The organism is Pseudomonas sp. XS1P51 (assembly GCF_054897845.1).
In genome coordinates this window covers 6,030,660-6,056,891 of the sequence record NZ_CM142707.1, presented here as the reverse complement: position 1 = coordinate 6,056,891, position 26,232 = coordinate 6,030,660, and the positions used below count along the sequence as shown (strand labels likewise).

The 26,232-nt window shown below is 57.3% G+C and carries 19 protein-coding genes and 1 pseudogene; 10 read left to right on the top strand and 10 right to left on the bottom strand.

Features of this window, described 5'->3' with window-relative positions; genetic code table 11:
* Position 1 precedes the first annotated feature (1 nt).
* Both ACYZUD_RS28050 and ACYZUD_RS28045 read left to right on the top strand, forming a co-directional pair.
* Positions 2 to 970, top strand: coding sequence for an ABC transporter ATP-binding protein (locus ACYZUD_RS28050; RefSeq protein WP_462021107.1), 969 nt, complete (start codon positions 2 to 4; stop codon positions 968 to 970).
* A complete protein-coding gene (locus tag ACYZUD_RS28045) occupies positions 970 to 1,950 on the top strand; it encodes a peptide ABC transporter ATP-binding protein (RefSeq protein ID WP_462021106.1) in 981 nt (326 codons plus the stop codon). Before ACYZUD_RS28050 ends, ACYZUD_RS28045 begins: the two co-directional genes overlap by 1 nt.
* 189 nt (positions 1,951 to 2,139) lie before the next feature.
* On the opposite strand, the gene ACYZUD_RS28040 is transcribed toward ACYZUD_RS28045, so the two are convergent.
* Together ACYZUD_RS28040 and ACYZUD_RS28035 are read right to left on the bottom strand one after the other, a co-directional pair.
* Positions 2,140 to 2,388: a hypothetical protein gene (locus ACYZUD_RS28040; RefSeq protein WP_462021105.1), complete on the bottom strand. Its 249-nt coding sequence runs from the start codon at positions 2,386 to 2,388 to the stop codon at positions 2,140 to 2,142.
* Positions 2,389 to 2,704: 316 nt separating this feature from the next.
* Positions 2,705 to 4,288 carry a peptide chain release factor 3 gene (locus ACYZUD_RS28035; protein WP_462021104.1) on the bottom strand — a complete coding sequence of 528 codons (1,584 nt, stop codon included), beginning with the start codon at positions 4,286 to 4,288 and terminating at the stop codon, positions 2,705 to 2,707.
* 546 nt (positions 4,289 to 4,834) lie between these two features.
* On the opposite strand from ACYZUD_RS28035, the gene ACYZUD_RS28030 reads away from it, so the two are divergent.
* Genes ACYZUD_RS28030 through ACYZUD_RS28015 form a run of 4 tightly spaced genes read left to right on the top strand, consistent with a single transcriptional unit; the run spans position 4,835 to position 8,300 of the window.
* Positions 4,835 to 5,551, top strand: a complete 717-nt coding sequence (locus tag ACYZUD_RS28030) for an ABC transporter permease (protein ID WP_054049992.1) — start codon at positions 4,835 to 4,837, stop codon at positions 5,549 to 5,551.
* A 20-nt stretch (positions 5,552 to 5,571) separates the two neighbouring features.
* Positions 5,572 to 6,480: a glycine betaine ABC transporter substrate-binding protein gene (locus tag ACYZUD_RS28025; RefSeq protein ID WP_462021103.1), complete on the top strand. Its 909-nt coding sequence runs from the start codon at positions 5,572 to 5,574 to the stop codon at positions 6,478 to 6,480.
* 12 nt (positions 6,481 to 6,492) lie between these two features.
* Positions 6,493 to 7,146: an ABC transporter permease gene (locus tag ACYZUD_RS28020; protein WP_462021102.1), complete on the top strand. Its 654-nt coding sequence runs from the start codon at positions 6,493 to 6,495 to the stop codon at positions 7,144 to 7,146.
* The gene (locus ACYZUD_RS28015; protein ID WP_462021101.1) at positions 7,143 to 8,300 is read left to right on the top strand and encodes an osmoprotectant ABC transporter ATP-binding protein OsmV; all 1,158 of its coding nucleotides are present in this window, start codon (positions 7,143 to 7,145) and stop codon (positions 8,298 to 8,300) included. The genes ACYZUD_RS28020 and ACYZUD_RS28015 overlap by 4 nt, the downstream gene beginning before the upstream one ends.
* A 91-nt stretch (positions 8,301 to 8,391) precedes the next feature.
* On the opposite strand, the pseudogene ACYZUD_RS28010 reads toward ACYZUD_RS28015, so the two are convergent.
* Positions 8,392 to 9,353 (bottom strand): annotated as a pseudogene (locus ACYZUD_RS28010) (IS110 family transposase).
* Positions 9,354 to 9,938: 585 nt separating this feature from the next.
* Between ACYZUD_RS28010 and ACYZUD_RS28005 the strand changes: the two are divergent.
* The gene (locus tag ACYZUD_RS28005; RefSeq protein WP_462021100.1) at positions 9,939 to 11,102 is read left to right on the top strand and encodes a type III PLP-dependent enzyme; all 1,164 of its coding nucleotides are present in this window, start codon (positions 9,939 to 9,941) and stop codon (positions 11,100 to 11,102) included.
* Between the two features lie 49 nt (positions 11,103 to 11,151).
* Here the strand turns inward: ACYZUD_RS28005 and ACYZUD_RS28000 are convergent, their stop codons facing one another.
* From ACYZUD_RS28000 to ACYZUD_RS27985, 4 genes are all read right to left on the bottom strand, one after another.
* The gene (locus ACYZUD_RS28000; protein WP_462021099.1) at positions 11,152 to 12,051 is read right to left on the bottom strand and encodes a hypothetical protein; all 900 of its coding nucleotides are present in this window, start codon (positions 12,049 to 12,051) and stop codon (positions 11,152 to 11,154) included.
* Between the two features lie 86 nt (positions 12,052 to 12,137).
* A complete protein-coding gene (locus ACYZUD_RS27995; protein WP_462021098.1) occupies positions 12,138 to 14,417 on the bottom strand; it encodes an alpha-xenorhabdolysin family binary toxin subunit A in 2,280 nt (759 codons plus the stop codon).
* Positions 14,418 to 14,588: 171 nt separating this feature from the next.
* Positions 14,589 to 15,344 carry a tetratricopeptide repeat protein gene (locus ACYZUD_RS27990; RefSeq protein ID WP_462021097.1) on the bottom strand — a complete coding sequence of 252 codons (756 nt, stop codon included), beginning with the start codon at positions 15,342 to 15,344 and terminating at the stop codon, positions 14,589 to 14,591.
* 3 nt (positions 15,345 to 15,347) lie between these two features.
* Positions 15,348 to 16,028 (bottom strand): Fe2+-dependent dioxygenase, encoded by a 681-nt coding sequence (locus ACYZUD_RS27985; protein ID WP_462021096.1) that lies wholly within the window; start codon positions 16,026 to 16,028, stop codon positions 15,348 to 15,350.
* Positions 16,029 to 16,235: 207 nt separating this feature from the next.
* On the opposite strand from ACYZUD_RS27985, the gene ACYZUD_RS27980 reads away from it, so the two are divergent.
* Positions 16,236 to 18,494, top strand: coding sequence for a TonB-dependent receptor (locus ACYZUD_RS27980; protein WP_462021095.1), 2,259 nt, complete (start codon positions 16,236 to 16,238; stop codon positions 18,492 to 18,494).
* A 242-nt stretch (positions 18,495 to 18,736) separates the two neighbouring features.
* The gene (locus ACYZUD_RS27975) at positions 18,737 to 21,265 is read left to right on the top strand and encodes a PepSY domain-containing protein (protein WP_462021094.1); all 2,529 of its coding nucleotides are present in this window, start codon (positions 18,737 to 18,739) and stop codon (positions 21,263 to 21,265) included.
* 69 nt (positions 21,266 to 21,334) lie between these two features.
* Here ACYZUD_RS27975 and ACYZUD_RS27970 read toward each other — a convergent pair whose 3' ends face one another.
* Both ACYZUD_RS27970 and ACYZUD_RS27965 read right to left on the bottom strand, forming a co-directional pair.
* A complete protein-coding gene (locus ACYZUD_RS27970; RefSeq protein WP_462021093.1) occupies positions 21,335 to 21,754 on the bottom strand; it encodes a hypothetical protein in 420 nt (139 codons plus the stop codon).
* A gap of 101 nt (positions 21,755 to 21,855) precedes the next feature.
* Positions 21,856 to 23,397, bottom strand: coding sequence for an alkaline phosphatase D family protein (locus tag ACYZUD_RS27965; protein WP_462021092.1), 1,542 nt, complete (start codon positions 23,395 to 23,397; stop codon positions 21,856 to 21,858).
* A gap of 652 nt (positions 23,398 to 24,049) precedes the next feature.
* Between ACYZUD_RS27965 and ACYZUD_RS27960 the strand changes: the two genes are divergently transcribed.
* Positions 24,050 to 24,292, top strand: a complete 243-nt coding sequence (locus ACYZUD_RS27960; RefSeq protein WP_462021091.1) for a pyocin S6 family toxin immunity protein — start codon at positions 24,050 to 24,052, stop codon at positions 24,290 to 24,292.
* A gap of 193 nt (positions 24,293 to 24,485) precedes the next feature.
* Here the strand turns inward: ACYZUD_RS27960 and ACYZUD_RS27955 are convergent, their stop codons facing one another.
* Complete coding sequence (locus ACYZUD_RS27955) at positions 24,486 to 26,225, bottom strand: PTS fructose-like transporter subunit IIB (protein ID WP_462021090.1); 1,740 nt, start codon at positions 26,223 to 26,225, stop codon at positions 24,486 to 24,488.
* Positions 26,226 to 26,232 lie beyond the last annotated feature (7 nt).

The following is a 26,232-nucleotide window of genomic DNA, read 5'->3' as shown; positions in this document are numbered from 1 at the left end:
AATGTCACTGTTAGAAATCAAGAATCTCAACGTTCGCTTCGGCGACAAGAACGCCGTTCCGGTGGTCGACGGTCTCGACATCTCCGTGGACAAGGGCGAAGTCCTGGCCATCGTTGGCGAGTCGGGCTCCGGCAAGTCCGTGACCATGATGGCGCTGATGGGCCTGATCGAACATCCGGGGATCGTCACGGCCGACGCGCTGAATTTCGACGGCAAGAACATGCTCAAGCTCAGCAACCGTCAGCGTCGGCAAATCGTCGGCAAAGACCTGTCCATGGTCTTCCAGGACCCGATGACCGCGCTGAACCCGAGCTACACCGTCGGCTTCCAGATCGAAGAAGTGCTGCGTCTGCACCTGAAAATGTCTGGCAAGCAAGCCCGTGCGCGCGCCATCGAACTGCTGGAAAAAGTTGAAATCCCGGGCGCCTCCAGCCGTATGGATGCTTACCCGCATCAACTGTCCGGTGGTATGAGCCAACGCGTTGCAATCGCCATGGCGATTGCTGGCGAACCGAAACTGCTGATCGCCGACGAACCGACCACTGCGCTGGACGTGACTATTCAGGCGCAGATCATGGACCTGCTGCTGGCCCTGCAGAAAGAGCAGAACATGGGCCTGGTGCTGATTACCCACGACCTCGCGGTCGTCGCCGAAACCGCTCAGCGCGTATGCGTGATGTACGCCGGGCAAGCGGTTGAAGTCGGTCAGGTGCCACAATTGTTCGACATTCCGGCGCACCCGTACAGCGAAGCGCTGCTCAAGGCGATTCCGGAACACAGCCTGGGCGAGTCGCGTCTGTCGACACTGCCGGGCATCGTTCCCGGTCGCTATGACCGCCCGCAAGGTTGCCTGCTGTCGCCGCGCTGCCCGTACGTGAAGGAAAACTGCCGCACTCAACGTCCGGCCCTCGACCCGAAAAGCAACAGCCTCGCCCGCTGCTTCTACCCGCTGAATCAGGAGGTGGCGTAATGGCCGTCGTACTTACCGCCCGCGACCTGACCCGTCACTACGAAGTGTCCCGTGGCCTGTTCAAGGGCCATGCGACCGTACGTGCCCTGAACGGTGTGTCGTTCGAACTCGAAGCCGGCAAGACCCTCGCCGTGGTAGGCGAGTCGGGTTGCGGCAAATCCACCCTGGCCCGCGCCCTGACCCTGATCGAAGAGCCGTCCTCGGGCTCCTTGAAAATCGCCGGCCAGGAAGTCGCCGGTGCCGACAAGGCCCAGCGCAAACAACTGCGCAAAGACGTGCAGATGGTGTTCCAGAGCCCGTATGCCTCGTTGAACCCACGGCAGAAAGTCGGTGATCAACTGGCCGAACCGCTGCTGATCAACACCAACCTGAGTGCCTCGGAACGTCGCGAGAAAGTCCAGGCGATGATGAAGCAGGTGGGTTTGCGTCCCGAGCACTACCAGCGTTATCCGCACATGTTCTCCGGCGGTCAGCGCCAGCGGATCGCCCTGGCCCGGGCGATGATGCTGCAACCGAAAGTGCTGGTGGCGGATGAACCGACCTCGGCACTGGACGTGTCGATTCAGGCGCAGGTGCTGAACCTGTTCATGGATCTGCAGCAAGAGTTCAACACCGCCTACGTGTTCATCTCCCACAACCTGGCCGTGGTGCGTCACGTTGCCGATCACGTGATGGTGATGTACCTCGGTCGCCCGGTGGAAATGGGCCCGAAAGAAGACATCTACACCCGTCCTCTGCACCCGTACACCCAGGCACTGCTGTCGGCAACGCCGACCATCCACCCGGACCCGGACAAGCCGAAAATCAAGATCGTCGGCGAGCTGCCCAACCCGCTGAACCCGCCGTCCGGCTGCGCTTTCCACAAGCGCTGCCCGTACGCGACCACACGCTGCAGCACTGAAGAGCCGGCCCTGCGCCTGCTCGACAGCCGCCAGGTGGCTTGCCACTACGCCGAGCAATTCCTCGACGGTACGGCCTAACAGTGGAGTGAAAAAACCTGTGGGAGCGAGCCTGCTCGCGAAAGCGGAGGGTCAGTCAGCATCACTTTTACTGACACACCGCCTTCGCGAGCAGGCTCGCTCCCACATGGGAAACTCGACCTGTTCTAAAACCCTTTCTTCCTCGATGTGCATCAATCGAAGAAGAAGGGGTTTTCTTTTGCCTGTTACTTAAGCCCCGTCATCTTCGTCGGTGTCCGGTTCGTCGGTCGTCGAGTCGTCATCGTCCGCGCTGCCACCCTGCCCTTGATCACCAGGCTCTGATTCGGATGCGGCGATCATCAGCGCACTGTGCGCCACCTGCCCGCTCGAAGCCTGCTCACCATGATCCGGGCATTCCGCCAACGCCGCCGCCGAAACGCCGGCGCACAGCATTACTAAAACCTTCAGCAACAACACAATGCGTTGGAAAATGCTCATAGCCGATTCCATCCTTTCTTGGTGAAGCATGGATGTGCCTGTCTGGCGCTCAGTAAAATTTAGTTCCGACTGGCTGGGTTCTCCAGATAGGACCCTAACGAATGGACGGAATGCCGTTGGCGGGGAGATTGGTTTTGAATAGGGGTTATTCCGAAAAGATCAAAAGATCGCAGCCTCGTTTCACTCGACAGCTCCTACATTGAAATGCGATCCCCTGTAGGAGCTGTCGAGTGAAACGAGGCTGCGATCTTTTGATCTTCCATAAAAAAAGCGAAGCCCGAAAGCTTCGCCTTTGCTGTGACCGAACAGCTAACGCTTAGTGATGCTCACGCGTCGCACGGAATTTCACGTCCGGCCAGCGCTCTTCCATCAGCGCCAGGTTGACCCGGGTCGGGGCCAGGTAGGTCAGGTGACCACCGCCATCGACCGCGAGGTTTTCCACGGCCTTGACCCGGAACTCCTCGAGCTTCTTCTTATCGTCGCAATCGATCCAGCGCGCGGAATACACGGTAATCGGCTCATACGAGCACTCGACCTTGTATTCCTCTTTCAAGCGGCTGGCGACCACATCGAACTGCAGCACACCGACGGCACCGAGGATGATGTCGTTACTGCGTTCGGGGAAGAACACCTGAGTGGCGCCTTCTTCGGCCAATTGCTGCAAGCCCTGACGCAGTTGCTTGGACTTGAGCGGGTCACGCAGACGTACGCGACGGAACAGTTCCGGAGCGAAGTGCGGGATACCGGTGAAGCCCAGGACTTCCCCTTCGGTGAAAGTGTCGCCGATCTGGATGGTGCCGTGGTTGTGCAGGCCGATGATGTCGCCGGCAAACGCTTCTTCCAGCTGCTCACGCTCGGAGGAGAAGAACGTCAGCGCATCGCCGATCCGCACGTCTTTGCCGGTGCGCACGTGGCGCATCTTCATGCCTTTTTCGTACTTGCCGGAGCAGATACGCATGAAGGCGATGCGGTCGCGGTGTTTAGGGTCCATGTTCGCCTGGATCTTGAACACGAAGCCTGCAAACTTCTCTTCAACCGGCTCCACGGTACGCTCGTTGGCCACACGGGCCAGCGGCTTCGGTGCCCAGTTGACCACGGCGTCGAGCACGTGATCGACACCGAAGTTGCCCAGCGCAGTACCGAAGAACACCGGGGTCAGTTGGCCGTCGAGGAATTCCTGTTGATTGAATTCGTGACAGGCGCCCTGCACCAGTTCCAGCTGTTCGACGAAGCGATCGTACTCGTCGCCCAAATGAGCGCGAGCTTCATCAGAGTCGAGCTTCTCGATGATTTTCACATCGGTGCGCTCATGACCATGACCGGCGGTGTAGACAATGATGTAGTCGTCGGCGAGGTGGTAAACACCCTTGAAGTCGCGGTAGCAACCGATCGGCCAGGTGATCGGCGCCGCCTTGATCTTCAGGACCGCTTCGATCTCGTCGAGCAGTTCGATCGGGTCGCGGATGTCGCGGTCGAGTTTGTTGATGAAGCTGACAATCGGCGTGTCACGCAGACGGCAGACGTCCATCAGCGCAATGGTCCGTGGCTCTACACCTTTACCGCCATCGAGGACCATCAAGGCCGAGTCCACTGCAGTCAGGGTGCGGTAGGTATCTTCGGAGAAGTCTTCGTGGCCCGGGGTGTCGAGCAGGTTGATCATATGATCGCGATACGGGAACTGCATGACCGACGTGGTAATCGAGATACCACGCTGTTTTTCCATTTCCATCCAGTCGGAGGTGGCATGGCGGTCGGACTTGCGAGACTTCACCGTGCCCGCAATCGCAATCGCCTTGCCCATCAGCAAGAGCTTCTCGGTGATGGTGGTTTTACCGGCATCGGGGTGGGAAATGATGGCGAAAGTGCGGCGTTTCGCGACTTCGGCGGCCTGTTTGGTCATGGGAAATCGCCTGGCGGTGATTCAAAAAAGGGCGGCGAGTATAGCTTAAAACGTGATCTACGGACCACCGTCCGTAGGCGCTGCCGAACGCCGTATCCCCTGTAGGAGCTGCCGAAGGCTGCGATCTTTCGATCTTGATCTTCGATGGCCTTTAAAAAATCAAGATCAAAAGATCGCAGCCTTCGGCAGCGCCTACGTCGTTAATTATTGAACCTTTTAAAAGGTGGAGGCGTCCACTCCCCTGTTATGGCACTCGTACCAGGGGCTGAAAAATCAGCAAGTTGGCCTGACGAGGCTGCGCTTATGGCTCGATAAGCCGTACGCCTTCCCCTGTAGGAGCGAGCTTGCTCGCGATGGACGTCAACGATAACGCGTGCTGTCTGGATGAACACGTTATCTGGACTTTTTTCGCGAGCAAGCTCGCTCCTACAGGTGAACGCGCTCGGCATGAAGAGCTGCTTCTCGCGAACGCTTTTTATCCCGGCAGCCAGGAATGGCATGCCCCACGGGACTGCGTTCGCCGACAAAGAAAAAAGGAGTCCGCCTGTGGCTATTCGCTATGGCAAGGGGCTGATAGGAGGTGCGGTTGTCGTCGCTCTCCTGGCCCTGCTGGTCCACTGGATTGGCATCAACACGATCGAACATTACCGCGACGATTTGTTGTTTTACCTGCAAGCTCATCTGATTCTTGTCCTTGTCTCCATGCTGGCCGCCCTCGTCGTGGGCATACCCGCCGGTATCTTCCTCAGCCGCCCGACCATGGTGGGCCGCGCTGAACGCTTCATGCAGATCTTCAACATCGGCAACACCGTGCCGCCTCTCGCCGTACTCGCCATTGCCCTGGGCATCCTCGGCATCGGCAGCGGCCCCGCGATTTTCGCCCTGTTCCTCGCCTCGCTGTTGCCGATCGTGCGCAACACCTATGAAGGCCTGAAAAACGTCCAGGGTTCGCTCAAGGAAGCCGCCGTCGGCATCGGCATGACGCCCACTCAAGTGCTGTGGCGGGTCGAATTGCCGAACGCCGTGCCGATCATCATCGGTGGCGTGCGCGTGGCCCTGGCGATCAACGTCGGTACCGCACCGCTGGCGTTCCTGATCGGCGCCAACAGTCTGGGCAGCCTGATTTTTCCCGGCATCGCCCTGAACAATCAGCCGCAACTGCTGCTCGGCGCGGCTTGCACCGCCCTGCTGGCCTTGCTGCTCGACGGTCTGGTGACACTCGCCAGCCGCCTCTGGCTCGAACGCGGCCTGCGCCCGTCTTAAGCCTCGGCAAAGGAATTTTTATGAAAGCTCTTTTTTTAAAAGGCAGTAGCTTATTACTAGGCTGCGTTCTGCTGTTCGCAGGAATCGCCCAAGCCGCTGAAAAACCCGTGATCCGCATTGGCGCCCGGGTGTTCACCGAGCAGACCCTGCTCGCGGAAATCACTTCCCAATACCTGCGCACCAAGGGTTACGACACCCAGGTGACCGGTGGTCTGGGCAGTAACCTGGCCCGCAGTGCCCATGAGAGTGGTCAACTGGACATGCTCTGGGAATACACCGGTGTGTCGCTGGTGGCTTACAACCATGTCACCGAAAAACTCGACAGCGCTCAGTCCTACGCCAAGGTGAAAGAACTCGACGCGAAAAAAGGCCTGGTCTGGCTCACACCGTCGAAATTCAGCAACACTTACGCCTTGGCCCTGCCGGAAAAAACCGCGAAGGCCTACCCGCAGATCAACACCATCAGCGAACTGAACACGGTGCTGCAGGCTGAGGCGAAGACCAATCACCTCGTCGCCCTGGACACCGAGTTCGCTAACCGCTCCGACGGTCTGGGCGGCATGGTCGACCTCTACGGCATGAACCTGACCCGCAAAAACATCCGCCAGATGGACGCCGGGCTGGTCTACACCGCCCTGCGCAATGGCCAGGTGTTTGCCGGTCTGGTCTACACCACCGACGGTCGCTTGAACGCTTTCAAACTGAAACTGCTCGAAGACGACAAGCATTACTTCCCGGACTACACCGCCGCGCCCGTGGTGCGTCAGGCGTATCTCGACGCGCATCCGAAACTCGCGGAAGAACTCAAGCCTCTGGCCGAACTGTTCGACGACACCACCATGCGCCAGCTCAACGCGCGGGTCGATGTCGATCACGAAAGCCCTTCATCCGTTGCCGCCGATTTCCTGCGCCAGCATCCAATCAAATAAAGAGGAAAAGACATGGAATTTCTGAACGCCTTTTCCCATCTCGACTGGCCGCTGGTGCTGCAACTGACCTGGCAGCACATCACCCTGGTCGGCATCGCCGTGTCGCTGGCGATTGTGGTCGGCGTGCCGCTGGGCATCCTGATGACGCGCTTCCCGACGCTTGCCGGGCCCTTGCAAGCCAGCGCCACGGTGTTGCTGACCGTGCCGTCGATTGCGCTGTTCGGCCTGCTGCTGCCGTTCTACTCCAAATTCGGCCAGGGCCTGGGCCCGATGCCGGCGATCACGGCGGTATTTCTGTACTCGCTGCTGCCGATCATGCGTAACACCTACCTGGCGCTGACCGGTGTCGAACCGGGCATTCGCGAAGCCGCCCGCGGCATCGGCATGACCTTCGGCCAGCGCCTGCGCATGGTCGAACTGCCGATTGCTGTGCCGGTGATTCTCGCTGGCGTGCGCACCGCCGTGGTCATGAACATTGGTGTCATGACCATCGCCGCCACCATCGGCGCCGGTGGCCTGGGTGTACTCATTCTCGCTTCAATCAGCCGCAGCGACATGTCGATGCTGGTCGTCGGCGCCGTGCTGGTCAGTCTCCTGGCCATCTTCGCCGACCTGCTTCTGCAATGGCTGCAACGCACGCTGACTCCAAAAGGACTGCTCAAATGATCGAACTTCAAAACCTCAGCAAGACCTTCCAAAGCAACGGCAAAGATGTCAAAGCCGTGGACTCGGTAAGCCTGACCGTCAATGAAGGCGAGATTTGCGTGTTCCTCGGGCCATCGGGCTGCGGCAAAAGCACCACGCTGAAGATGATCAACCGCCTGATCAAGCCGACCTCGGGCAAGATCCTGATCAACGGCGAAGACACCACCGACCTCGATGCCGTGACCTTGCGTCGCAACATCGGTTATGTGATCCAGCAGATTGGTCTGTTCCCGAACATGACCATTGAAGAAAACATCACCATCGTTCCGCGCCTATTGGGCTGGGACAAACAGAAATGTCATGACCGCGCCCGCGAGTTGATGAGCATGATCAAGCTTGAGCCCAAGCAATACCTGAATCGCTACCCGCGTGAACTGTCGGGCGGCCAGCAACAGCGAATCGGCGTGATTCGTGCGCTGGCGGCGGATGCACCGTTGCTGTTGATGGACGAACCGTTCGGCGCGGTCGACCCGATCAACCGCGAAATGATCCAAAACGAGTTCTTCGAGATGCAGCGGGCGCTGAACAAGACCGTGATCATGGTCAGCCATGACATCGACGAAGCCATCAAACTCGGCGACAAGATTGCGATCTTCCGTGGTGGCAAGTTGATTCAGGTCGATCACCCGGACACGTTGCTAGCCCACCCGGCAGACGAGTTCGTCAGCAGCTTCGTCGGTCAGGACAGTACGCTCAAGCGTCTGTTGCTGGTAAAAGCCGAGGACGCGGCGGACAACGCGCCGTCGGTGAGCCCGGAAACTCCTGTGGCCGATGCGCTGGAATTGATGGACGAGCATGACCGTCGTTATGTGGTGGTCACTGATGGTGAGAACAAGGCGCTCGGTTATGTACGACGTCGCGACCTGCACCGTCAGACTGGCACCTGCGCGCAGTACTTGCGCGAGTTCAACGCCACCGCGGCGTACGACGAGCATCTGCGTATCCTGCTGTCGCGCATGTACGAGTTCAACCGTTCGTGGTTGCCGGTAATGGATGCGGAGCGGGTGTTCCTGGGGGAAGTGACTCAGGAATCGATTGCCGAGTACCTGAGCTCGGGTAAGTCCCGTGGTGGCAAGACCAGCATCATTTCGCCAGCCGAGACTGCCGTCGCTTGATCTGACGCGTTCGCGAGCAGGCTCGCTCCCACATTTTGATCTGTGATCTGCATGCAATCTGTGCATCAACAAAAATCTACTGTGGGAGATTCTATGTTGTAGGGCAACCCTGCAACTTCAGGCCGGTTGGTATTCACCCTGATTTTTCATCAGGGCAAATGCCACCCGGCAGAGTTTCCGGGCAAGGGCCACCAGTGCCTGGGTTTTTGAGAGGCCTCTTGCCAGGTGCGCCTCATAAAACGGTTTCCATTTAGGTGAGCGACAGGCTGCCATTGCCGCGTTGTACGCCAACCGGCGTACTTCCGGGTCGCCTTTTTTGGTCAGGTGCCGGGGAGAGTTTTTCTTCCCGGAATCATCCACCGTCAGGTCCATCCCCAGATACGCGATGAACGCGTCGCTATTGGCGAAATCACCGCGCATAAAGGTGGTTGCCAACCCGGTTGCGGTTAGTTCGCCAACGCCTTCGATGGCTTTGCAACGGTCGATATTCGCTTCGATACCCGCCTCTTTGCTGACCTTACGCAGCAGTTTCTGAATGGCCTGATCCGCTTGCTTGAATGCCTTCTGCTGAGCGACCTGCACTTTCTTCAACAAGGGTTCATTGGCCCAGCTCAGCATCAGACCGGTGTGGTTCTGGATCAGCGTTGCCCGTCTGTGGAGCAAGCTTTTCAGTGAGGTGTAGGCCTTGGGTGGCGGGTTCCAGATCCGCAGTCCGTCTTGTTCATTCGTTAAATAGCGCGCCAGCAACCGGGCATCGCAGGGATCATTCTTGGCGCGTTGGCCGATGCCGCGGCGATAGTTACTGACCCGATAAGCATCCACGACATAAACCTGATGGCCCATCGCATGAGCCAGATCGACGGTGTCCAGGTGGTAGATGTTGGTGGCTTCAACGGCGATAGCACTTCGGGCAGGCAATGTTTTAAGCCAGCGTTTGAGGGCTGCTCGGTCGTTTTTGATGGCTTCAGTGGTTTGCAGATCGGCGCGATAGACAACTATTTCGGCCTTGGCGATATCGATGCCAACAACCGTCGGCGAAGTAAGGATTGTCATGACGAATCCTCGGAGCTAGGGTTTAAGAGCTTGTCGGGGTCTACCGTTGCGCTGGCTTGCCTCTATCGTCGGTTTTACCGATGAATTCCTTATCGGCGCTTTGGGTAGAAAGGGCGGGAGAGAAGTCTCCCACGGTCCGTACTGGCAAGAGTCGGAATCGAGCCTTTAGTCCCGCCCACCCCTTCAAGTCTAAACATACAAGCGAGCCTGCTCGCGAATCGGAGTTCACACCAATCCCCCTGATACCCTCAAATACCCCTGCAACGGGAACATCACACTGTCATGCAGGTCGGTTACATCAGTAGCTGTCCGGGACCGCACGACGGAAGCGTGCAAAAACGCGACATTTTTTGTTGATCTCAAGCCCCTCACGCCCTAAAGTTCGCGCCGAACGTCCATGCTGGAAACGATCCATCCGGCTCAAGTACTGACGACGAGACAGCAAGGCCAAGGGAAAGCACCGCTTCCCATGGCCTTTTTGCTTTCGGCGACATGCCTTGGGAAGTAGGCGAACCAAAGTGGGGATACGGAGGACGTTCATTTGCACCCATTGATCAATCTAGTTTGCCAGTAGGAGTTCCCAGCATGTCGATCAACGTCGAAGACTATTTCGCGCGCGATACCTTCAACAAAATGAAGGCCTTCGCCGACAAACAAGAAACCCCGTTCGTGGTGATCGACACCGCGATGATCAGCCAGGCCTATGACGACCTGCGCGCCGGTTTCGAATTCGCCAAGGTCTACTACGCGGTCAAGGCCAACCCGGCCGTCGAAATCATCGACCTGCTCAAAGAGAAAGGCTCGAACTTCGACATCGCTTCGATCTACGAGCTCGATAAAGTGATGAACCAGGGCGTCGGCCCGGATCGCATCAGCTACGGCAACACCATCAAGAAATCCAGGGACATTCGCTACTTCTACGAGAAGGGCGTGCGTCTGTATGCCACCGACTCCGAAGCCGACCTGCGCAACATCGCCAAGGCCGCACCGGGTTCCAAAGTCTACGTGCGCATCCTCACCGAAGGCTCGACCACCGCGGACTGGCCGTTGTCGCGCAAATTCGGCTGCCAGACCGACATGGCCATGGACCTGCTGATCCTTGCCCGCGACCTGGGCCTGGTGCCTTACGGCATCTCGTTCCACGTCGGCTCGCAACAGCGCGACATCAGCGTCTGGGACGCCGCGATCGCCAAGGTCAAAGTGATCTTCGAACGTTTGAAAGAAGAAGACGGCATTCATCTGAAGCTGATCAACATGGGCGGCGGCTTCCCGGCCAACTACATCACCCGCACCAACAGCCTGGAAACCTACGCCGAAGAAATCATCCGCTTCCTCAAGGAAGACTTCGGTGACGACCTGCCGGAAATCATCCTGGAACCGGGCCGTTCGTTGATCGCCAACGCCGGTATCCTGGTCAGTGAAGTGGTGCTGGTTGCGCGTAAATCCCGTACCGCCGTCGAGCGATGGGTGTACACGGATGTGGGCAAGTTCTCCGGCCTGATCGAAACCATGGACGAAGCCATCAAGTTCCCGATCTGGACCGAGAAGAAAGGCGAGATGGAAGAAGTGGTCATCGCCGGCCCGACCTGCGACAGCGCCGACATCATGTACGAAAACTACAAGTACGGTCTGCCGCTGAACCTGGCGATTGGTGATCGTTTGTACTGGTTGTCGACCGGTGCTTACACCACCAGTTACAGCGCGGTTGAGTTCAATGGGTTCCCGCCGTTGAAGTCGTTTTACGTGTAAGCGCTACACGCAGGAAACAAAAAGCCCATGACGTGTCATGGGCTTTTTTTTATCTGAGACCGCTCGATATCTTCGTCAAGCTTTCAGACATGTACTTGACCTCCACGAGCGATTCGCTGACAAGGATCAATGTGACGTTCGAGCGGACTAAAGTCTGCGCCGGATGGTTCGTCTGCAGTTCACGCCGAGCATCTGCCAAAAGGTACTGGAGCCGATAGCAAAAGTCGGTGAGGTTATCCACAGCGCAGGATGCTCTGATGCGCATATTCCTTAAATGGGCAATATGCTCGCGAGCCTTTGCCAGCCTCTCAGTTTCTGAATAGGGTTGCTGGGGGTCATATCGCATGCCCGGCAATCCAAATTTGCCAAGGGTGTAATACGCTTCGATTTTCGGTATCGGGCCATCACAACTGCACAAGCCCAACATCAGCGACTCGATAAACCTGACGAAAATACTGTGAAGTGTGTTGCCAATTGACGTTACGGCAGCCCTGAACTCCAGGATCGAACGCTCGCATTGCCGCAGACCGTCAAACAGAGCACGCATCAGGTCTATCACGTCCCGGGGCGGTGAACTTCCCCAACGTGGGGAACTGGACAGACTGAAGCGCTTGATATCAAGGCTGATAAGTTTGGATCGACGATCCTCGACGCCTTTGGTAATGGCACGAAACTCATCGATAAAAATATGGGTATCGCGCAGCACTTCTCTGGTGCCGACACCCATCATCGGCATGGCTATTTTGATTGCCCGCCAAGCGCAGGCATTTGCCATAGCGGCTTGTGCAAGCATTTGGGCGTTTGGCGGTGTAATCATTTTATGACCTTGCCGACGAACACTCTCGGTAAAGCCTTCAACAACTTTCAATGCGGGTGGAAGATCACTTAAAAAATCAATATATTTTTTGAGAGAATGGAAATCCTCTTCATTCAACAAGTAGTTAAGCAACGTTCATTATCCTTTTATTGCACAACCCTAAAGACGTCAACAAGCTCAAGGTTTGTTGACGTCAGTGGAAAGTAACTTAGTGATATTTAGCCGTTAGGCAGGGACAACGGCGCAACAAACTTCAGGAACTTCGGCACCTCGGATAAAAAACGATCAACGCGCTCAGCGATTGCGTCGGGCCCAGCTTCAACAGACAACATAAACTGACTGAAAGCCGCTACCACTTTCTTAAATTCAACGCCATACAACGTGTTCTGCTCATCAATCAGATAAACAGTCTCAACAAACTGAACTTTCTGTTTTGATATGGTAACAATGTCATCCTGACGAGCTATCTTTTCAAGAGTACCGTTCACTTTCGCCCGAAGTTTCTTGCTCTCAGCGATCATAAACGAGAACGAAATACCTTTAGTAACATTGCCAATGGATTTCTGTAATTGCTCGACTGCCAGCATCACCACCTGAATTTGCGGAGGTGCCACACCCAAGCCTTTGAGCTTGTCGATGGTCAGGTTGATGTCTTTGCTTACGTCATCGAGGCCGCTCTTCTCTACGACACTGATGGCATCGGCAACGACTTTCAAAGCGGCGCGTTGTTGCGTCAACGCCTCCTCAAGTGTTTTTTTAGCCTGCTCGGCAGTTTCTACGTCCTTATTCAGACCAGCGATAAAACCGGTTGTCTGTTGCCTGTCAAACTTGGCTGAAATACTAGTATAGGCTGCCTCGATAGCCGAAGCGTTTTTCGAAACCGAACGATAAGCGCTCGTCAGTTCTTCGTGACACTCATCAATAATTTCGCTAATCGTTTCCTCGTCAGCACTACCGTTCAACTCTCGCTCAAGTTGAACCTTGAGTCGCTTGATAGCCCGGACTGATCGCACAAGTTCATGATTGCTGTCGAAGGTGGAGCCCTGAAGTACACGAGCACTTGAATAAACGTTATCCACCAGTCGTGCGAAACGGTCATGCACACCTGGCAGATATTTCAACATTTTAAACAAGGCATCAAGGGTGGCTCGATCATGTCGCATCTGCTGTTTGGTTTTCAACAGCATCTCATGATCAACATGTGGAGAACCTGCCTGCCCAACTAACGTCAGTTTTGAAACCTGCGCCATACGTTTCACTCCATGTTCTGCTTTATATTCCTTATCTGCCTGGTCGAAGACGTCGACCAATTGATCTGCCACGCGAACCACGTCCTTCCATGAGTCGACCACCGCTTCAAACTTTGACATGAACTGATGAAGCTTCAGCGCGTCATTTATCGAGCTCATTGATCTTTGGGAGTCATTGACATACGTACCAATAACATTCCATACATATCTGAGGTTGTTAGTTGCCACTTCCGCATCAATAGCAACGACTTTGGTGTTCTGCAGATCATGTTCAACCCGCTTCAAAGAAGCCAGTGTCATTTCCTTACTATGAAGGCTCTGAATGTCAGCATCCTGCTGAGCATTGATCTTCTTTCTTTCGGCCCGTACGTTTTCCGCCTCGACTCCATGATAAATCGCCATCCCCAAGCCAACAATATTCATACCAGCCGCTGCGCCCAAGGCTTTATCAACCAGTGCCTTGTACTTGGAGTTCAATTCTTCAATCTGAACAGCTCGCTCGGTAATCTTCTTATTAAGAACTGCCACCTCACCGGTATATTTATTATTCCCGATAAGCGCTAACCGGCGCTTGATTTCAGGAATAACCTTATTCTCGAGGACGTCACCAAAGGCATCCAGATCAACTTTAATACCATTGGTCCTGACTTGATATTCGTTGATTCTGTCACTAATTTCTCGCAGGTATTCATTCAGATCCGGGACCGTATCAAGCGCCAGCTCAATGCCGGGAAATACACCTGACCAGCCGAGTTTCAGTTTCTTCAGATCTTCAAGGGTTTTAATTTTGTGCGTCTTGATCAGTTGTACGGCCTCGTCACTGTCGTACACCCTTTGCATCGCCCTTCCCCACGTCTGCATTTTGGTCCCGAACAGTTTAAGGTCGGTGCCGGTCAGCATGATTCGGTGCCGCAGCGGAGTCCAAGAGCTGGCATGCCTGGCAATGAGCGTGAACGTTGCCAGAAAGTCCTGCGCTTTCAAGCCGGGACCGCCGTCTTGCCCCGGGCCGTAACGCAAATAATCAGACACACCTTTTAGAGTATTCGGGAAGGCCAAACCGATCGCCACGTACTTTTTAATACTGATGATTTGCTCTTTCGTCAATATCAGGCCAGTACTGCGAACAACCTCGTCGTCAATACCCGTTGAGGCTTGAGCGAAGACTTTCGGCACTTCGACTGCAAACTCTGAAATTTTTTCGTAATCGGCACCCTTTAATGCCTCACCCCACAACTTACTATCACTCATATATCATTCCTTTGATTAATAACCACAATAACTCATCATCATGACAAGCAATATACACGGCCAACTCAACAGCCTTATTAGAAGCTAAATCAATTCATTTATTTCTGCAAACAAGCAGCCAGCATCAACCATTAAAAAATAATACACTCATCAGCATTAAAACCAAAAAATCTAGCTCAACGCTGCATTGCGTAATAACGTTGATTGGACGCGATAATCTGTGGCTAATTGCTCTAAACCCAATTTTTGCAATGTTTGGGCATTGACCCACAAAAAATTCGAATTACCTGCCAACAATGCCTTATTCAACCAAAACAACGCCTGATCCGCCTTCCCTTGTTCGAACAGGCAAGTGCCATAACTAAACTGCCCGCGAAAGTCACCGCCCTCCGCCGAACGGCTATACCACGCCATGGCAGATGCAGGGTCAGCAGTGCAACATCGTCCCTCTTCAAGATAACGACCGAGCAAGTTCATCGATTTGGCATGACCCAGCTCGGCCGCACGGCGATAAAGTGCCAACGCCTGAACCTGATCCTCAACAACGCCACGCCCGGTCGCCAGCAGATTGGCGTAGTTGTACATCGCCCAATCCAGCCCGGCGTCGGCGGCCTGGCGGTAATGCCCTGCGGCAATTGCGGCGTCAGCGGTGCAACCCCAACCATGCTCATGACACCGGCCAAGCATGTTGCGCGCCATCAGATGCCCACGCTGTGCGGCGATCTCGAACCAGCGCACGGCCAGCGACTGATCCTGCTCGATCCCTCGCCCGTCCAACAGTATCTGCCCGAGCAAGGCCTGAGCATCGAGGACACCTTCGCGGGCGGCGATCAGAATCACCTGGGCCGCTCGCGCAGGACTTTCTTCCAGCATGGTTTTGAGCCGGTCACCATCGAGAACTTCCTCCCGACGCAATGGATAACTCATTACCTACACCTCGACCCAGCGGCGCAACAAGTTGTGATAGGTGCCGGTCAGGCGGATTAGCGAAGGATGGTCGGGCATGTCTTGCGTCAATTGCTGAATCGCCCCGTCCATCTCGAACAGTAAAGCGCGCTGGCTGTCTTCGCGGACCAGGCTTTGGGTCCAGAAGAATGAGGCAAACCGTGTACCGCGGGTGACGGCGTTGACCTTGTGCAGGCTGGTGCCTGGGTACAGGACCATGTCGCCGGCGGGCAACTTCACACGCTGGGTGCCGTAGGTGTCCTGGATTTCCAGTTCGCCGCCGTCGTAGTCGTCCGGCTCGCTGAAGAACAACGTCGCCGACAGATCGGTGCGAACCCGTTCGATGCTGTTCTTTGGCTGGCGTACGGCGTTGTCGATATGAAAGTCGAAACTGCCGCCCGCCGTGTAACAGTTCAGCAACGGAGGGAAGACCTTGTGCGGTAAAGCCGCCGACATGAACAGCGGATTTTTCCACAGCCGCTCAAGCATCGCCGCGCCAACCTCCTTGGCCAGCGGATGCCCTTCCGGCAATTGCAGATTGTGCTTGGCCTTGGCCGACTGGTAGCCGGCGGTGATCTTGCCATCGGCCCAATCCGCCTGTTCCAGAGCCTCGCGAATGCGTTGCACTTCTTCTTTCGCGAACAAGCCAGGAATGTGCAGCAGCATGAGGAAGACACCTGAAGGCAAAGGGGCGGAAATGGTATTGATTCTTATTTCGAGTGTAAAACCTGCGCGACGAATGAATCATCAAAAACCGTAAGGGCAAATTGTAAAGAATGTAAATTCAATGCAAATAGTAACATTTCTCAATTGATACAAATACGCGTCTACCCTATATTCCGCGGCCTCAAATCCTTGGGGAGGGGAATTCGCATGTCACGTCAACAATCACAATTACCGGTCAGTTCACCACGTTTGCTCGCCTCTGCGATTGGCGTGGCAATCACGGCAGGCTCCGCGGGCCACATGGTTTTCGCCGCCGAAAAGACCGACGAAAAAGCACCAAGCAATGCGATTTCCCTGGACGCTACCAGCGTTGTTGGCGAGGAGGACGACACCTCCTACAAGACCGACACCTCGACTTCCAAGAAGTACACCGCGCCGCTGCGCGAGACGCCGAAAAGCGTCACCGTCATTCCGCAACAAGTGATCCGCGACACGGGCGCCACCAGCCTGGTCGACGCCTTGCGCACGACACCGGGCATCACCTTCGGTGCCGGTGAAGGCGGTAACCCGGCGGGCGACCGTCCGATCATTCGTGGCTTCAACGCTGAAAGCGATACGTTCGTCGACGGCATGCGCGACCCGGCATCCCAAAGCCGCGAGATCTTCAACGTTGAATCGATCGAGGTCAGCAAAGGTCCGGGCTCGGCCTTCACCGGTGCGGGTTCCACCGGGGGCAGCCTGAACCTGGTGAGCAAGACGGCCAAGCTGGGCAACTTCTACAACGGCGGTTTTACCTGGGGCTCGGATCAGACCAAGCGCACCACCCTCGACCTGAACCAGCAAATGACCGACACCTCGGCCTTCCGTCTGAACTTGATGAAGCACGAAGCCAACGTTGCCGGGCGTGATGGCGTAGACGTCAGCCGCTGGGGTGTGGCGCCGACTTTTGCCTTCGGCCTGGGCACCGATACCCGAGTGACCGTCGGTTACTACCACGTCGAAACCGACGACATGCCGGACTACGGCATTCCGTTGACCCTGAACCCCAACCGCAGCAAGTACAACGTCGACAAACCTGTGAATGTCGATCGCGACAACTTCTACGGCGTCACCAACCGCGACTATCGCGAAACCACCAATGACAGCGGCACCTTCAAGATCGAGCACGATCTGAATGATGACCTGACCCTGTCCAACAGCTTCCGCATGTCGCGCTCGACCCTCGACTACATCGTTACCAACCCCGACGACAGCAAGGGCAACGTGGCCAGGGGCAGCGTGTACCGTGGCACCAAGAATCGTAACTCCACATCCAGCGGCTGGGTCAACCAGACCGACCTGAGCGCCAAGTTCAACACGGGCGCCATCGAGCACAGCCTGGTCACCGGCCTTGAGTTTTCCTATCAAGACACCCACAACCGCCCGTACATCCTGACCTCGGCCGCCAGCGGCACCACGTGCAACGCGGCCCTCTTCAGATCCGGCGACTGCACCAGCCTGTACAATCCGACGCCTGGGGATAACTGGAACGGCACGATCACCGACAGCGCCGCGTTCACCGACACCGACACCAAAACCGCTGCGGCCTACGTGTTCGATACGCTGAAGTTCAACGAGCAATGGTCCTTGAACCTGGGCCTGCGTTATGACAACTACAAGACCGAATCCAGTGGTTTCAGCACCGGTGGCCGAGGCTCGGTGGCGGGTAACTTCTCCCGCGAGAACACCAGCGACCTGGTCAACTACCAGATCGGCGTGGTCTACAACCCGTTGCCGAACGGCAGCGTCTACGCAGCCTACTCGACCTCCAGCAACCCGGCGGGTGAAACCAGCGGTAACGGCAATCTGGAACTCGCGGCGAACAACAGCGACCTGGACCCGGAAAAGAACCGCAACTACGAAATCGGCACCAAGTGGGACTTCTTCGGTGATGACCTGTCGTTGACCGCCGCGCTGTTCCGCACCGAAAAAACCAACGCCCGTATCGACGATCCGGATGGCGCCACCACTCAAGTGCTGGATGGCGAGCAGCGGGTCAATGGCCTGGAGCTGACCTACACCGGCAAACTGACGCGCAACTGGAAGGTCTACGGCGGCTACACCTACATGGAAAGCGAAGTGGTCAAGACCACCCTCGCCGCCGATGAAGGCAATCACATGCCGAGCACACCGCGAAACAACTTCACCCTGTGGTCGACCTATGACCTGGTACCGGAAAAGTTGACCATTGGCGCGGGTGCCACCTTCGTCGATTCGCAGTTCGGTAACGTCGCCAACTCGGTGGAGATCCCGTCCTACTGGCGTTACGACGCGATGGCCAGCTACCGCCTGACCAAGAACGTCGACCTGCAACTCAACGTGCAGAACCTGACCGACAAGCGTTACTTCGATCAGGTGTTCCAAACGCACTATGCCCACGTGGCGGCGGGTCGTACCGCCCTGCTGAGCGCCAATTTCCACTTCTGACCGGCAAACACTGTAGGAGCGAGCTTGCTCGCGAAGAACTCGAAAACAACGCGGGGTATCAGGTTTGCCGCGTTATCGTTGACGACCATCGCGAGCAAGCTCGCTCCTACAGAATCGGCATCAGGCCCGACCCCGTTCATCCAGGTGTACGGGGCTTTTGTGCGTAAAAAAGAATGCTTCTCGACAAGCCACGGCATAATGCGCGCCGTGATGATTATTTTTGAACGAACAAGGCGAGCGACGTGTTGAAGAAAACCCTGTTCCAGTTGCACTGGTTTTTCGGCATCAGTGCCGGGCTGGTCCTGGCCCTGATGGGCATTACCGGGGCCACGGTATCGTTTGAGGATGAAATCCTGGCGGCGTTGAACCCCTCGGTGCTGCAGGTCGAAAAACAGGTCGCCGGTGTGCTGCCGCCAGCGGAGCTGGTGGAGAAAATCGAAGGCGCCTCGGGCAAGAAAGTCGCGATGATCTGGGTCGATACCGACAGCGGCAACGCCGCGCGGGTGTCCTTTACCCCGCCACCGGGTGAGCGCCGCGGCGAGATGCGCTACTTCAACCCGTACACCGCCGAATTCATGGGCGATGCCGTCGGCCAGGACTTCTTCGGCTTCATGCTGCAACTGCACCGCTTCCTCGCCATGGGCGACACCGGTCGGCAGATCACCGGCGCGTGCACGCTGATCCTGGTGTTCTTCTGCCTGTCCGGCCTGTACCTGCGCTGGCCGCGCCAGTGGAAAAACTGGCGCGCCTGGCTGACCCTCGACTGGAAGAAAAAGGGTCGCAGCTTCAACTGGGACCTGCACTCGGTGGCCGGCACCTGGTGCCTGGTGTTTTACCTCCTGGCGGCGCTGACCGGGCTGTCCTGGTCCTATGAGTGGTACAACAAGGGCCTGACTCAATTGCTCTCCGACTCGCCGCAGAACGAACGTGTTCGCAGCGGTCGCGGCCCCGCACCAAGCGGTCCGGCGCCGACCGCCGATTACGCCGCGATGTGGAGCAGTATCTACAGCGCAGCCGGTCCGGCACTGAGTGCCTACAACATCCGCATGCCGCCCGTGGCAGGGCAACCGGCCACCGTGTTCTACCTGTTGAACACCTCGCCCCATGACCGCGCGCTGAACCAGATCACCCTCGACCCGGCCACCGGCATCGTCAAACGGCATGATCGCTACAGCGACAAGAGCCTCAAGGCACAACTGCTGACCAGCATCTATGCGCTGCACGTCGGTAGTTACTTCGGCATCGTCGGGCGGATCATCCTGACGATCAGCGCGCTGACCATGCCGTTGTTTTTCGTCACGGGCTGGTTGCTGTACCTCGACCGTCGCCGCAAGAAAAAGCAGATCAAGGATGCTCGCAAAGGCCTCGCGCAACCGGGCAGCGATGCGCCGGCGTGGTTGATCGGCTTCGCCAGCCAGAGCGGGTTTGCCGAACAACTGGCGTGGCAGACCGCCGGGCAATTGCAGGCGGCGGGACTGCCGGTGAAGGTTCAACCGTTGGCCAACGTCAGCGAGCAGGACCTGCGTGATTCGAGCAACGCGCTGTTCGTGGTCAGCACCTTCGGCGACGGTGAAGCGCCGGACAGCGCCCGGGGTTTTGAGCGCAAAGTGCTGGGGCGGGCGTTGAGCCTGGAGAGCCTGAATTACGCGGTGCTCGGACTCGGTGATCGCCAGTATCAGCACTTCTGCGGCTTCGCCCGCCGCTTGCACACCTGGCTGGGCGAACATGGCGGCAAGACCCTGTTCGCCCCGGTGGAAGTCGACAACGGCGACCCTTACGCCTTGCGTCACTGGCAGCAGCAACTCGGTCTGCTGACCGGTCAGGCGCCCGTGGATACCTGGCAAGCGCCGAGCTACGACAACTGGACCCTGACCCGCCGGGATTTGCTCAACCCGGACAGCAGCGCTTCGGGTGTGTACTTGCTGGGCCTGACCGCGCCCACCACCAGTAGCTGGCTGGCCGGTGATCTGGTGGAAGTCTTGCCGCGCAATTGCCCGTGGGCGATCGAGCATTTCCTCGATGGCCTGGGGATCGATGGTCGAGCCACCGTTAAACTCGATGACCTGTCGCAACCACTGGAACAAGTCCTCGCCAGTCGCCAATTGCCCGAGAACCGAGCCCATCTCGTCGGTCTGCATGCGCAGGCATTGGTGGATGCCCTGGTGCCGTTGGCCATGCGCGAATACTCCATCGCCTCGATCGCCGCCGACGGTGTGCTGGAACTGATCGTGCGTCAGGAGCTGCATCCCGATGGCAGCCTCGGCATCGGTTCCGGTTGGCTGACCGAACACGCACCGGTGGGTAGCACCATCAGTCTGAGGGTGCGGCGCAACAGCGGTTTCCACCTACCGGTTGAACCCGTGCCGATGATCCTGCTGGGCAATGGCACCGGGCTCGCCGGGCTACGGAGTTTGCTCAAGGCGCGGATTGCCGATGGGCAACAACGGCATTGGCTGTTGTTCGGCGAGCGCAATCGGGAGCATGACTATCTGTGTCGCGATGAGCTTGAGGACTGGTTGATATCGGGGGATCTGGAGCGTCTTGACCTGGCGTTTTCGCGGGATCAGGCCGAGAAGGTCTACGTGCAGGATCGACTGCGTGATTCGGCCAGTGAGCTGAAGAAATGGTTGGCCGATGGCGCCGTTATTTATATCTGCGGCAGCTTGCAGGGGATGGCTTCAGGCGTAGATCACGTGCTTAACGAAGTGCTTGGGATTGAAGAGGTTGATCGGTTGATCGAACAAGGTCGATACCGGCGGGACGTGTACTGAAAGCATGGAGCATCAATGAAAAACCTGACGTCACGCTCTACATGACGTCAGGTTTGATGAGGGGTTGGCTCAAGACGACTTCAATGGATCGCTGGCCGGAAACAGACGTTTAGTTTTGAGACGCTTTTCGAGTTCGTCTACCCGCTCTTTGCTTCCGCAATCAACCTTCGAACAATTGTTATTCATACTGCACATCTTGTTGCAATCAATAGGCGCCATGTCTTCGTTGCCGTCAACGATGCATTGATCACTGGTGCCACTTTGATAGACGCCATTACGATCATTGTCCTTCCCGAAGAACACACAGAACACCGGGTTCCCGATCGGGAGCCAATCGCACATGTATGCGCCTACCATCCCCCAGTTCCCATTACATAAACCAGCATTGGTTTCGTTGGTTTCTTTACAGGCCGAGAGAAAAAACGTAAAGAAGATCAGGGATAAAACTGTCTTCCATGATGACTTTAGTTGTCCGTTTATGAGTTTCATCAGCTGTTACCCCGGTTGGTTTTAGGTTCAGCCTAAATAAAACCCGGCAAAAAACACCTGTAAGAAATGACAGACAACTATATTGATTGGCGATAACCGGACTATATCGGCGACAACTTCTGCTCAAACACACTGACCCCATCCAGATCCCGTAACACCACACTCATCTCCCCCGTCTGCCCCTCGATATTCACCTCACCAAAAAACTGAAACCCGGCAAACGGCGAGGTGTTCTGCGCCGGTGGTGCTTTCTCGAACACCACTTCAGGGCCGAAGGTTTTATCCAGCGGATTAGGCCCGAAGCTTCCCGCATTCAACGGCCCGGCGACAAACTCCCAGAACGGTTCGAAATCCTGAAACGCAGCACGATCCGGATGGTAGTGATGCGCCGCGCAGTAATGCACATCCGCCGTCAGGAAAACGAAATTGCGTACCTGTTGCGCCCGCAAAAAACCCAACAACTCAGCGATTTCCAGTTCACGTCCCTGCGCCGCTCCCGGATCGCCGTTGGCCACCGCTTCCCAGCGCGCCACACCGGAGCGGACTTCACCGTCAGGTACGCCGAGGCCGATCGGCATGTCGGCGGCGATGACTTTCCACTGAGCACTGGAGCCCTTCAATTCACGCTTGAGCCAGTCCAGTTGTTCACGACCGAGGATCGGTTTGGTGGCTCCCAGATTGTCATCATTGGCCTCGCGGTAGCTGCGCATGTCGAGCACGAACACATCGAGCAACGGGCCATAACCGAGCTTGCGATAAATCCGCCCGCCACCATCGGCGCTCTGCAACCGCATCGGCGCGTATTCGAGCCAGGCCTGACGTGCGCGCGCCACCAGGCTGTGGATATCTTTGCTCTTGTAACGCTCATCCAGTGGCTTGCCCGGCGACCAGTTGTTCACCACTTCGTGGTCGTCCCACTGCCAGATCTGCGGCACTTCGGCGTTGAAGCGACGGATGTTTTCGTCCATCAGGTTGTAGCGGTAGTTGCCGCGATAGTCGTCGAGGGTTTGCGCGACTTTGCTCTTGGCTTCGCTGGTGACGTTGCGCCACACACGGCCACTTTCGGTGGTCAGTTGTGCAGGCACCGGGCCGTCGGCGTAGATGGTGTCGCCGCTGTGGATAAAGAAGTCCGGCAGGCGCAAACGCATGGCTTCGTAGATGCGCATCCCGCCGATGTCCGGGTTGATACCGAAGCCCTGGCCGACGGTGTCGCCGCTCCAGACGAAGCGAATGTCGCGCCGGATCTGCGGCACGCTGCGCAGGTGACCGAACCAGGGCTCACTGGCGACACCGCTCTGGGCGCCTTCGAAATACACGCGATAGAAAATCGCCTGGTCGGCGGGTAGCCCGGTGAGTTCGATCCGAGCGGTGAAATCGGTGCGGGCATCGGCCAACGGCGAGACGAATCGACGAGGGTTGGTGAACAGGCTGCGAGTGTCCCACTCCACCACCATCCGCGCCGGGCGGTCGCTGCGGCTCCAGACCATCGCCCGGTCGCCCAACAGATCGCCGGACTGCACGCCATCGGTGAGTTGCGGACGATCCTTGACCGACGCGATCACCGCCGGCGCGAGGCCTGGAAGCAGAAGCCCGGCACCGACGGCTTGCATGACACGACGGCGGCCGAGATCGAATTCGCTCATGGTGTTCTCCCTGAAAAAAGGAAAACTAAAGCATGCCCGTGTGACTCAGGCATGACACAAAACTCGTCAACGCCGCGGCCCCTGTGGGAGCGAGCCTGCTCGCGATAGCGGTGTAACAGTCACCATTTCTGTTGAATGTCAGGCCGTCATCGCGAGCAGGCTCGCTCCCACAGTGTATGACGACTAACGGGGTGGATCGAGGTTCCCGACTCACCGCCAGTTCTCCGAGCGATGAACACTTGCGCGACTCAGTTACGGCGGGCGACTAAAACCGATCACTGGGGATCAGTAACACGAACCAAGTTACCGACGGCCCCCAAAGCATACAAGCCGGTGGATTCTGGCGCCGTTGTAGGCAACGACGCAACGTCGTGTAGCCCTCAGGGCATCGGGATTTTGATGCAAAACGTCGCGGCTCCCCGTCCTATCAAAGAATAGGAAATTTCAGCGCCGCATTGGGGAAACGTCCTAACGTCAGCGCCTGAGCGACCCAAGTAGTGTCGAGGCTCCCTCCGGCTCATTTCCTGTCGAAGCAGATGTAGAGCCGATCGACATTTTGTTGAACGTCTTGCCGGGGATCACACCTCGACAAGTTCAACTCGGAAACCGGGGCGCAGACAAAACCAGCAAACAGAACCAGGAAGGTTGAACCATGAAATATGAATTGAAGTTTCAGATTTACGGAATAGATGAAACCAGCGACTTGGCTGAATTCGAGATCGATTTGCCCCCGACCGTTACCACGGACGCCCTGATGCCGATAATGGCCTGGCATAAAGAAGAGGATGCCATGGCGAGCCATCGTCTAACCCCCTGGCAGGTTACGGCAATAGAACGGCTCACCATGATTAAACTACCCAGGAAGCTAATGCTGTATCTCAGCAGCTACATGTGAGCCTTCGGCATCCCCTGCACATTTAAAGAACGGCAAGCAGCTCAGGACTTGCCTGGATAAATGACACACATTTCTGCCAACGCCGCAGACCCTTGTGGGAGCGAGCCTGCTCGCGATAGCGGTGTAACAGTCACCATTTCTGTTGAATGTCTGTCCGTCATCGCGAGCAGGCTCGCTCCCACAGGGTTGGGTGTCAGGCGTTGACGGGCTCTATGGCCAACTCTGCCACTTCCGGCCGCTTGAGCAGCGCATACGCCACCGCCGTCAGCAGACTCCCGGCCACAATCGCCAGCAAATAAAGCAGCGCATGGTTGATCGCATTCGGGATCGCCAGCACAAACAACCCGCCATGCGGCGCCATGAGTTTGCAGCCGAAATACATCGACAACGCACCGGTCAGTGCACCGCCGGCAACGCTCGCTGGAATCACCCGCAACGGGTCCTTGGCAGCAAACGGAATCGCGCCCTCCGAAATGAAGCACAACCCCAACACCAACGCCGCTTTACCCGCCTCGCGTTCGGTCTGGGCAAACTTGCGACGCGCGATAAACGTGGCGATGCCCAAGCCAATCGGCGGCACCATTCCTGCCGCCATCGTCGCCGCCATTGGTGCATAACTCTGCGACGCCAGCAGCCCCACCGAGAACGCATAAGCGGCCTTGTTGATCGGCCCACCGAGGTCGACGCACATCATGCCGCCCAGCAACACACCGAGCAGAATCGCGTTGGTGGTGCCCATGCTGTCGAGGAAGTGCGTGAGCCCTGCGAGCATCCCCGCCACCGGTTTGCCGACCACGTAAATCATTACCAGACCGGTGAACAGGCTCGCCAGCAACGGGATGATCAGGATCGGTTTCAGCGCCTCAAGACTTTGCGGCAAGCGCGCATAACGATTGATCGCCTGCGCCGCGTAACCGGCGATGAAACCGGCAATGATCCCGCCGATAAAACCGGCGCCCAACGTGCTCGCCAGCAAGCCACCGATCATCCCCGGCGCCAGGCCCGGACGGTCAGCGATCGAGTAGGCGATGTACCCCGCCAGCAGCGGCACCATCAGCTTGAACGCGGTCTCGCCGCCGATCTGCATCAGGGCTGCCGCCAACGTGCCCTCTTCCTTGAACGCGGTGATGCCGAACACGAACGACAAGGCGATCATCAAACCGCCCGCCACCACCATCGGCAACATGAACGACACACCGGTCAGCAGGTGTTTATAGGCACCGGTCTTCTCTTGCTTGACCGGGCCTTTGCCACCGGTTGCAGCGCTTTCCTGCCGGCCTTCGGCCAGGGCTTTGTTCAGCGTGGCTTCGGCTTGCTTGAGCGCAATGCCGGTGCCGCAACGGTAGATTTTCTTGCCGGCAAAACGCTCGGTGGCGACTTCGATATCCGCCGCCAGCAACACCACGTCGGCATCGGCAATTGCTGCGGCGCTCAATGGATTACGCGCGCCAACCGAGCCCTGGGTTTCCACTTGCAGGTCATAGCCCAATCGCTTGGCCGCTTGCTGCAAGGCTTCGGCGGCCATGAAGGTGTGAGCGACGCCAGTCGGGCATGCGGTCACGGCAACCAATCGAGGTGCGTTTTTAACGACCACGGCAGGTTCGGCGACGACTTCGGGGGCGACGTAAATCTCAGCCTCTTCAGCACCGCGCCGCAACACCGCTTCGACGTCTTGCAGGGCCTGAGCCGGGGTGCTTTGGAAGACGCGCTTACCGACGAATCGCGACATATCCACCGGCGCGCTGGTCACCAGCAACACCCACTCGGCCGCCTCGATCATGGCCGCCGACAGCTGACGCTCCGGGTGCGCGGCATCGGTGACTTCGACGCTGGTGCTCCAACCCTGACGCTGGGCCGCGGCATCGAGCAGCCGGGCGCACAGCACACTGGTGACCATGCCGTTCGGACAGGCCGTAACAATGGCTAACTTCATTACAAAC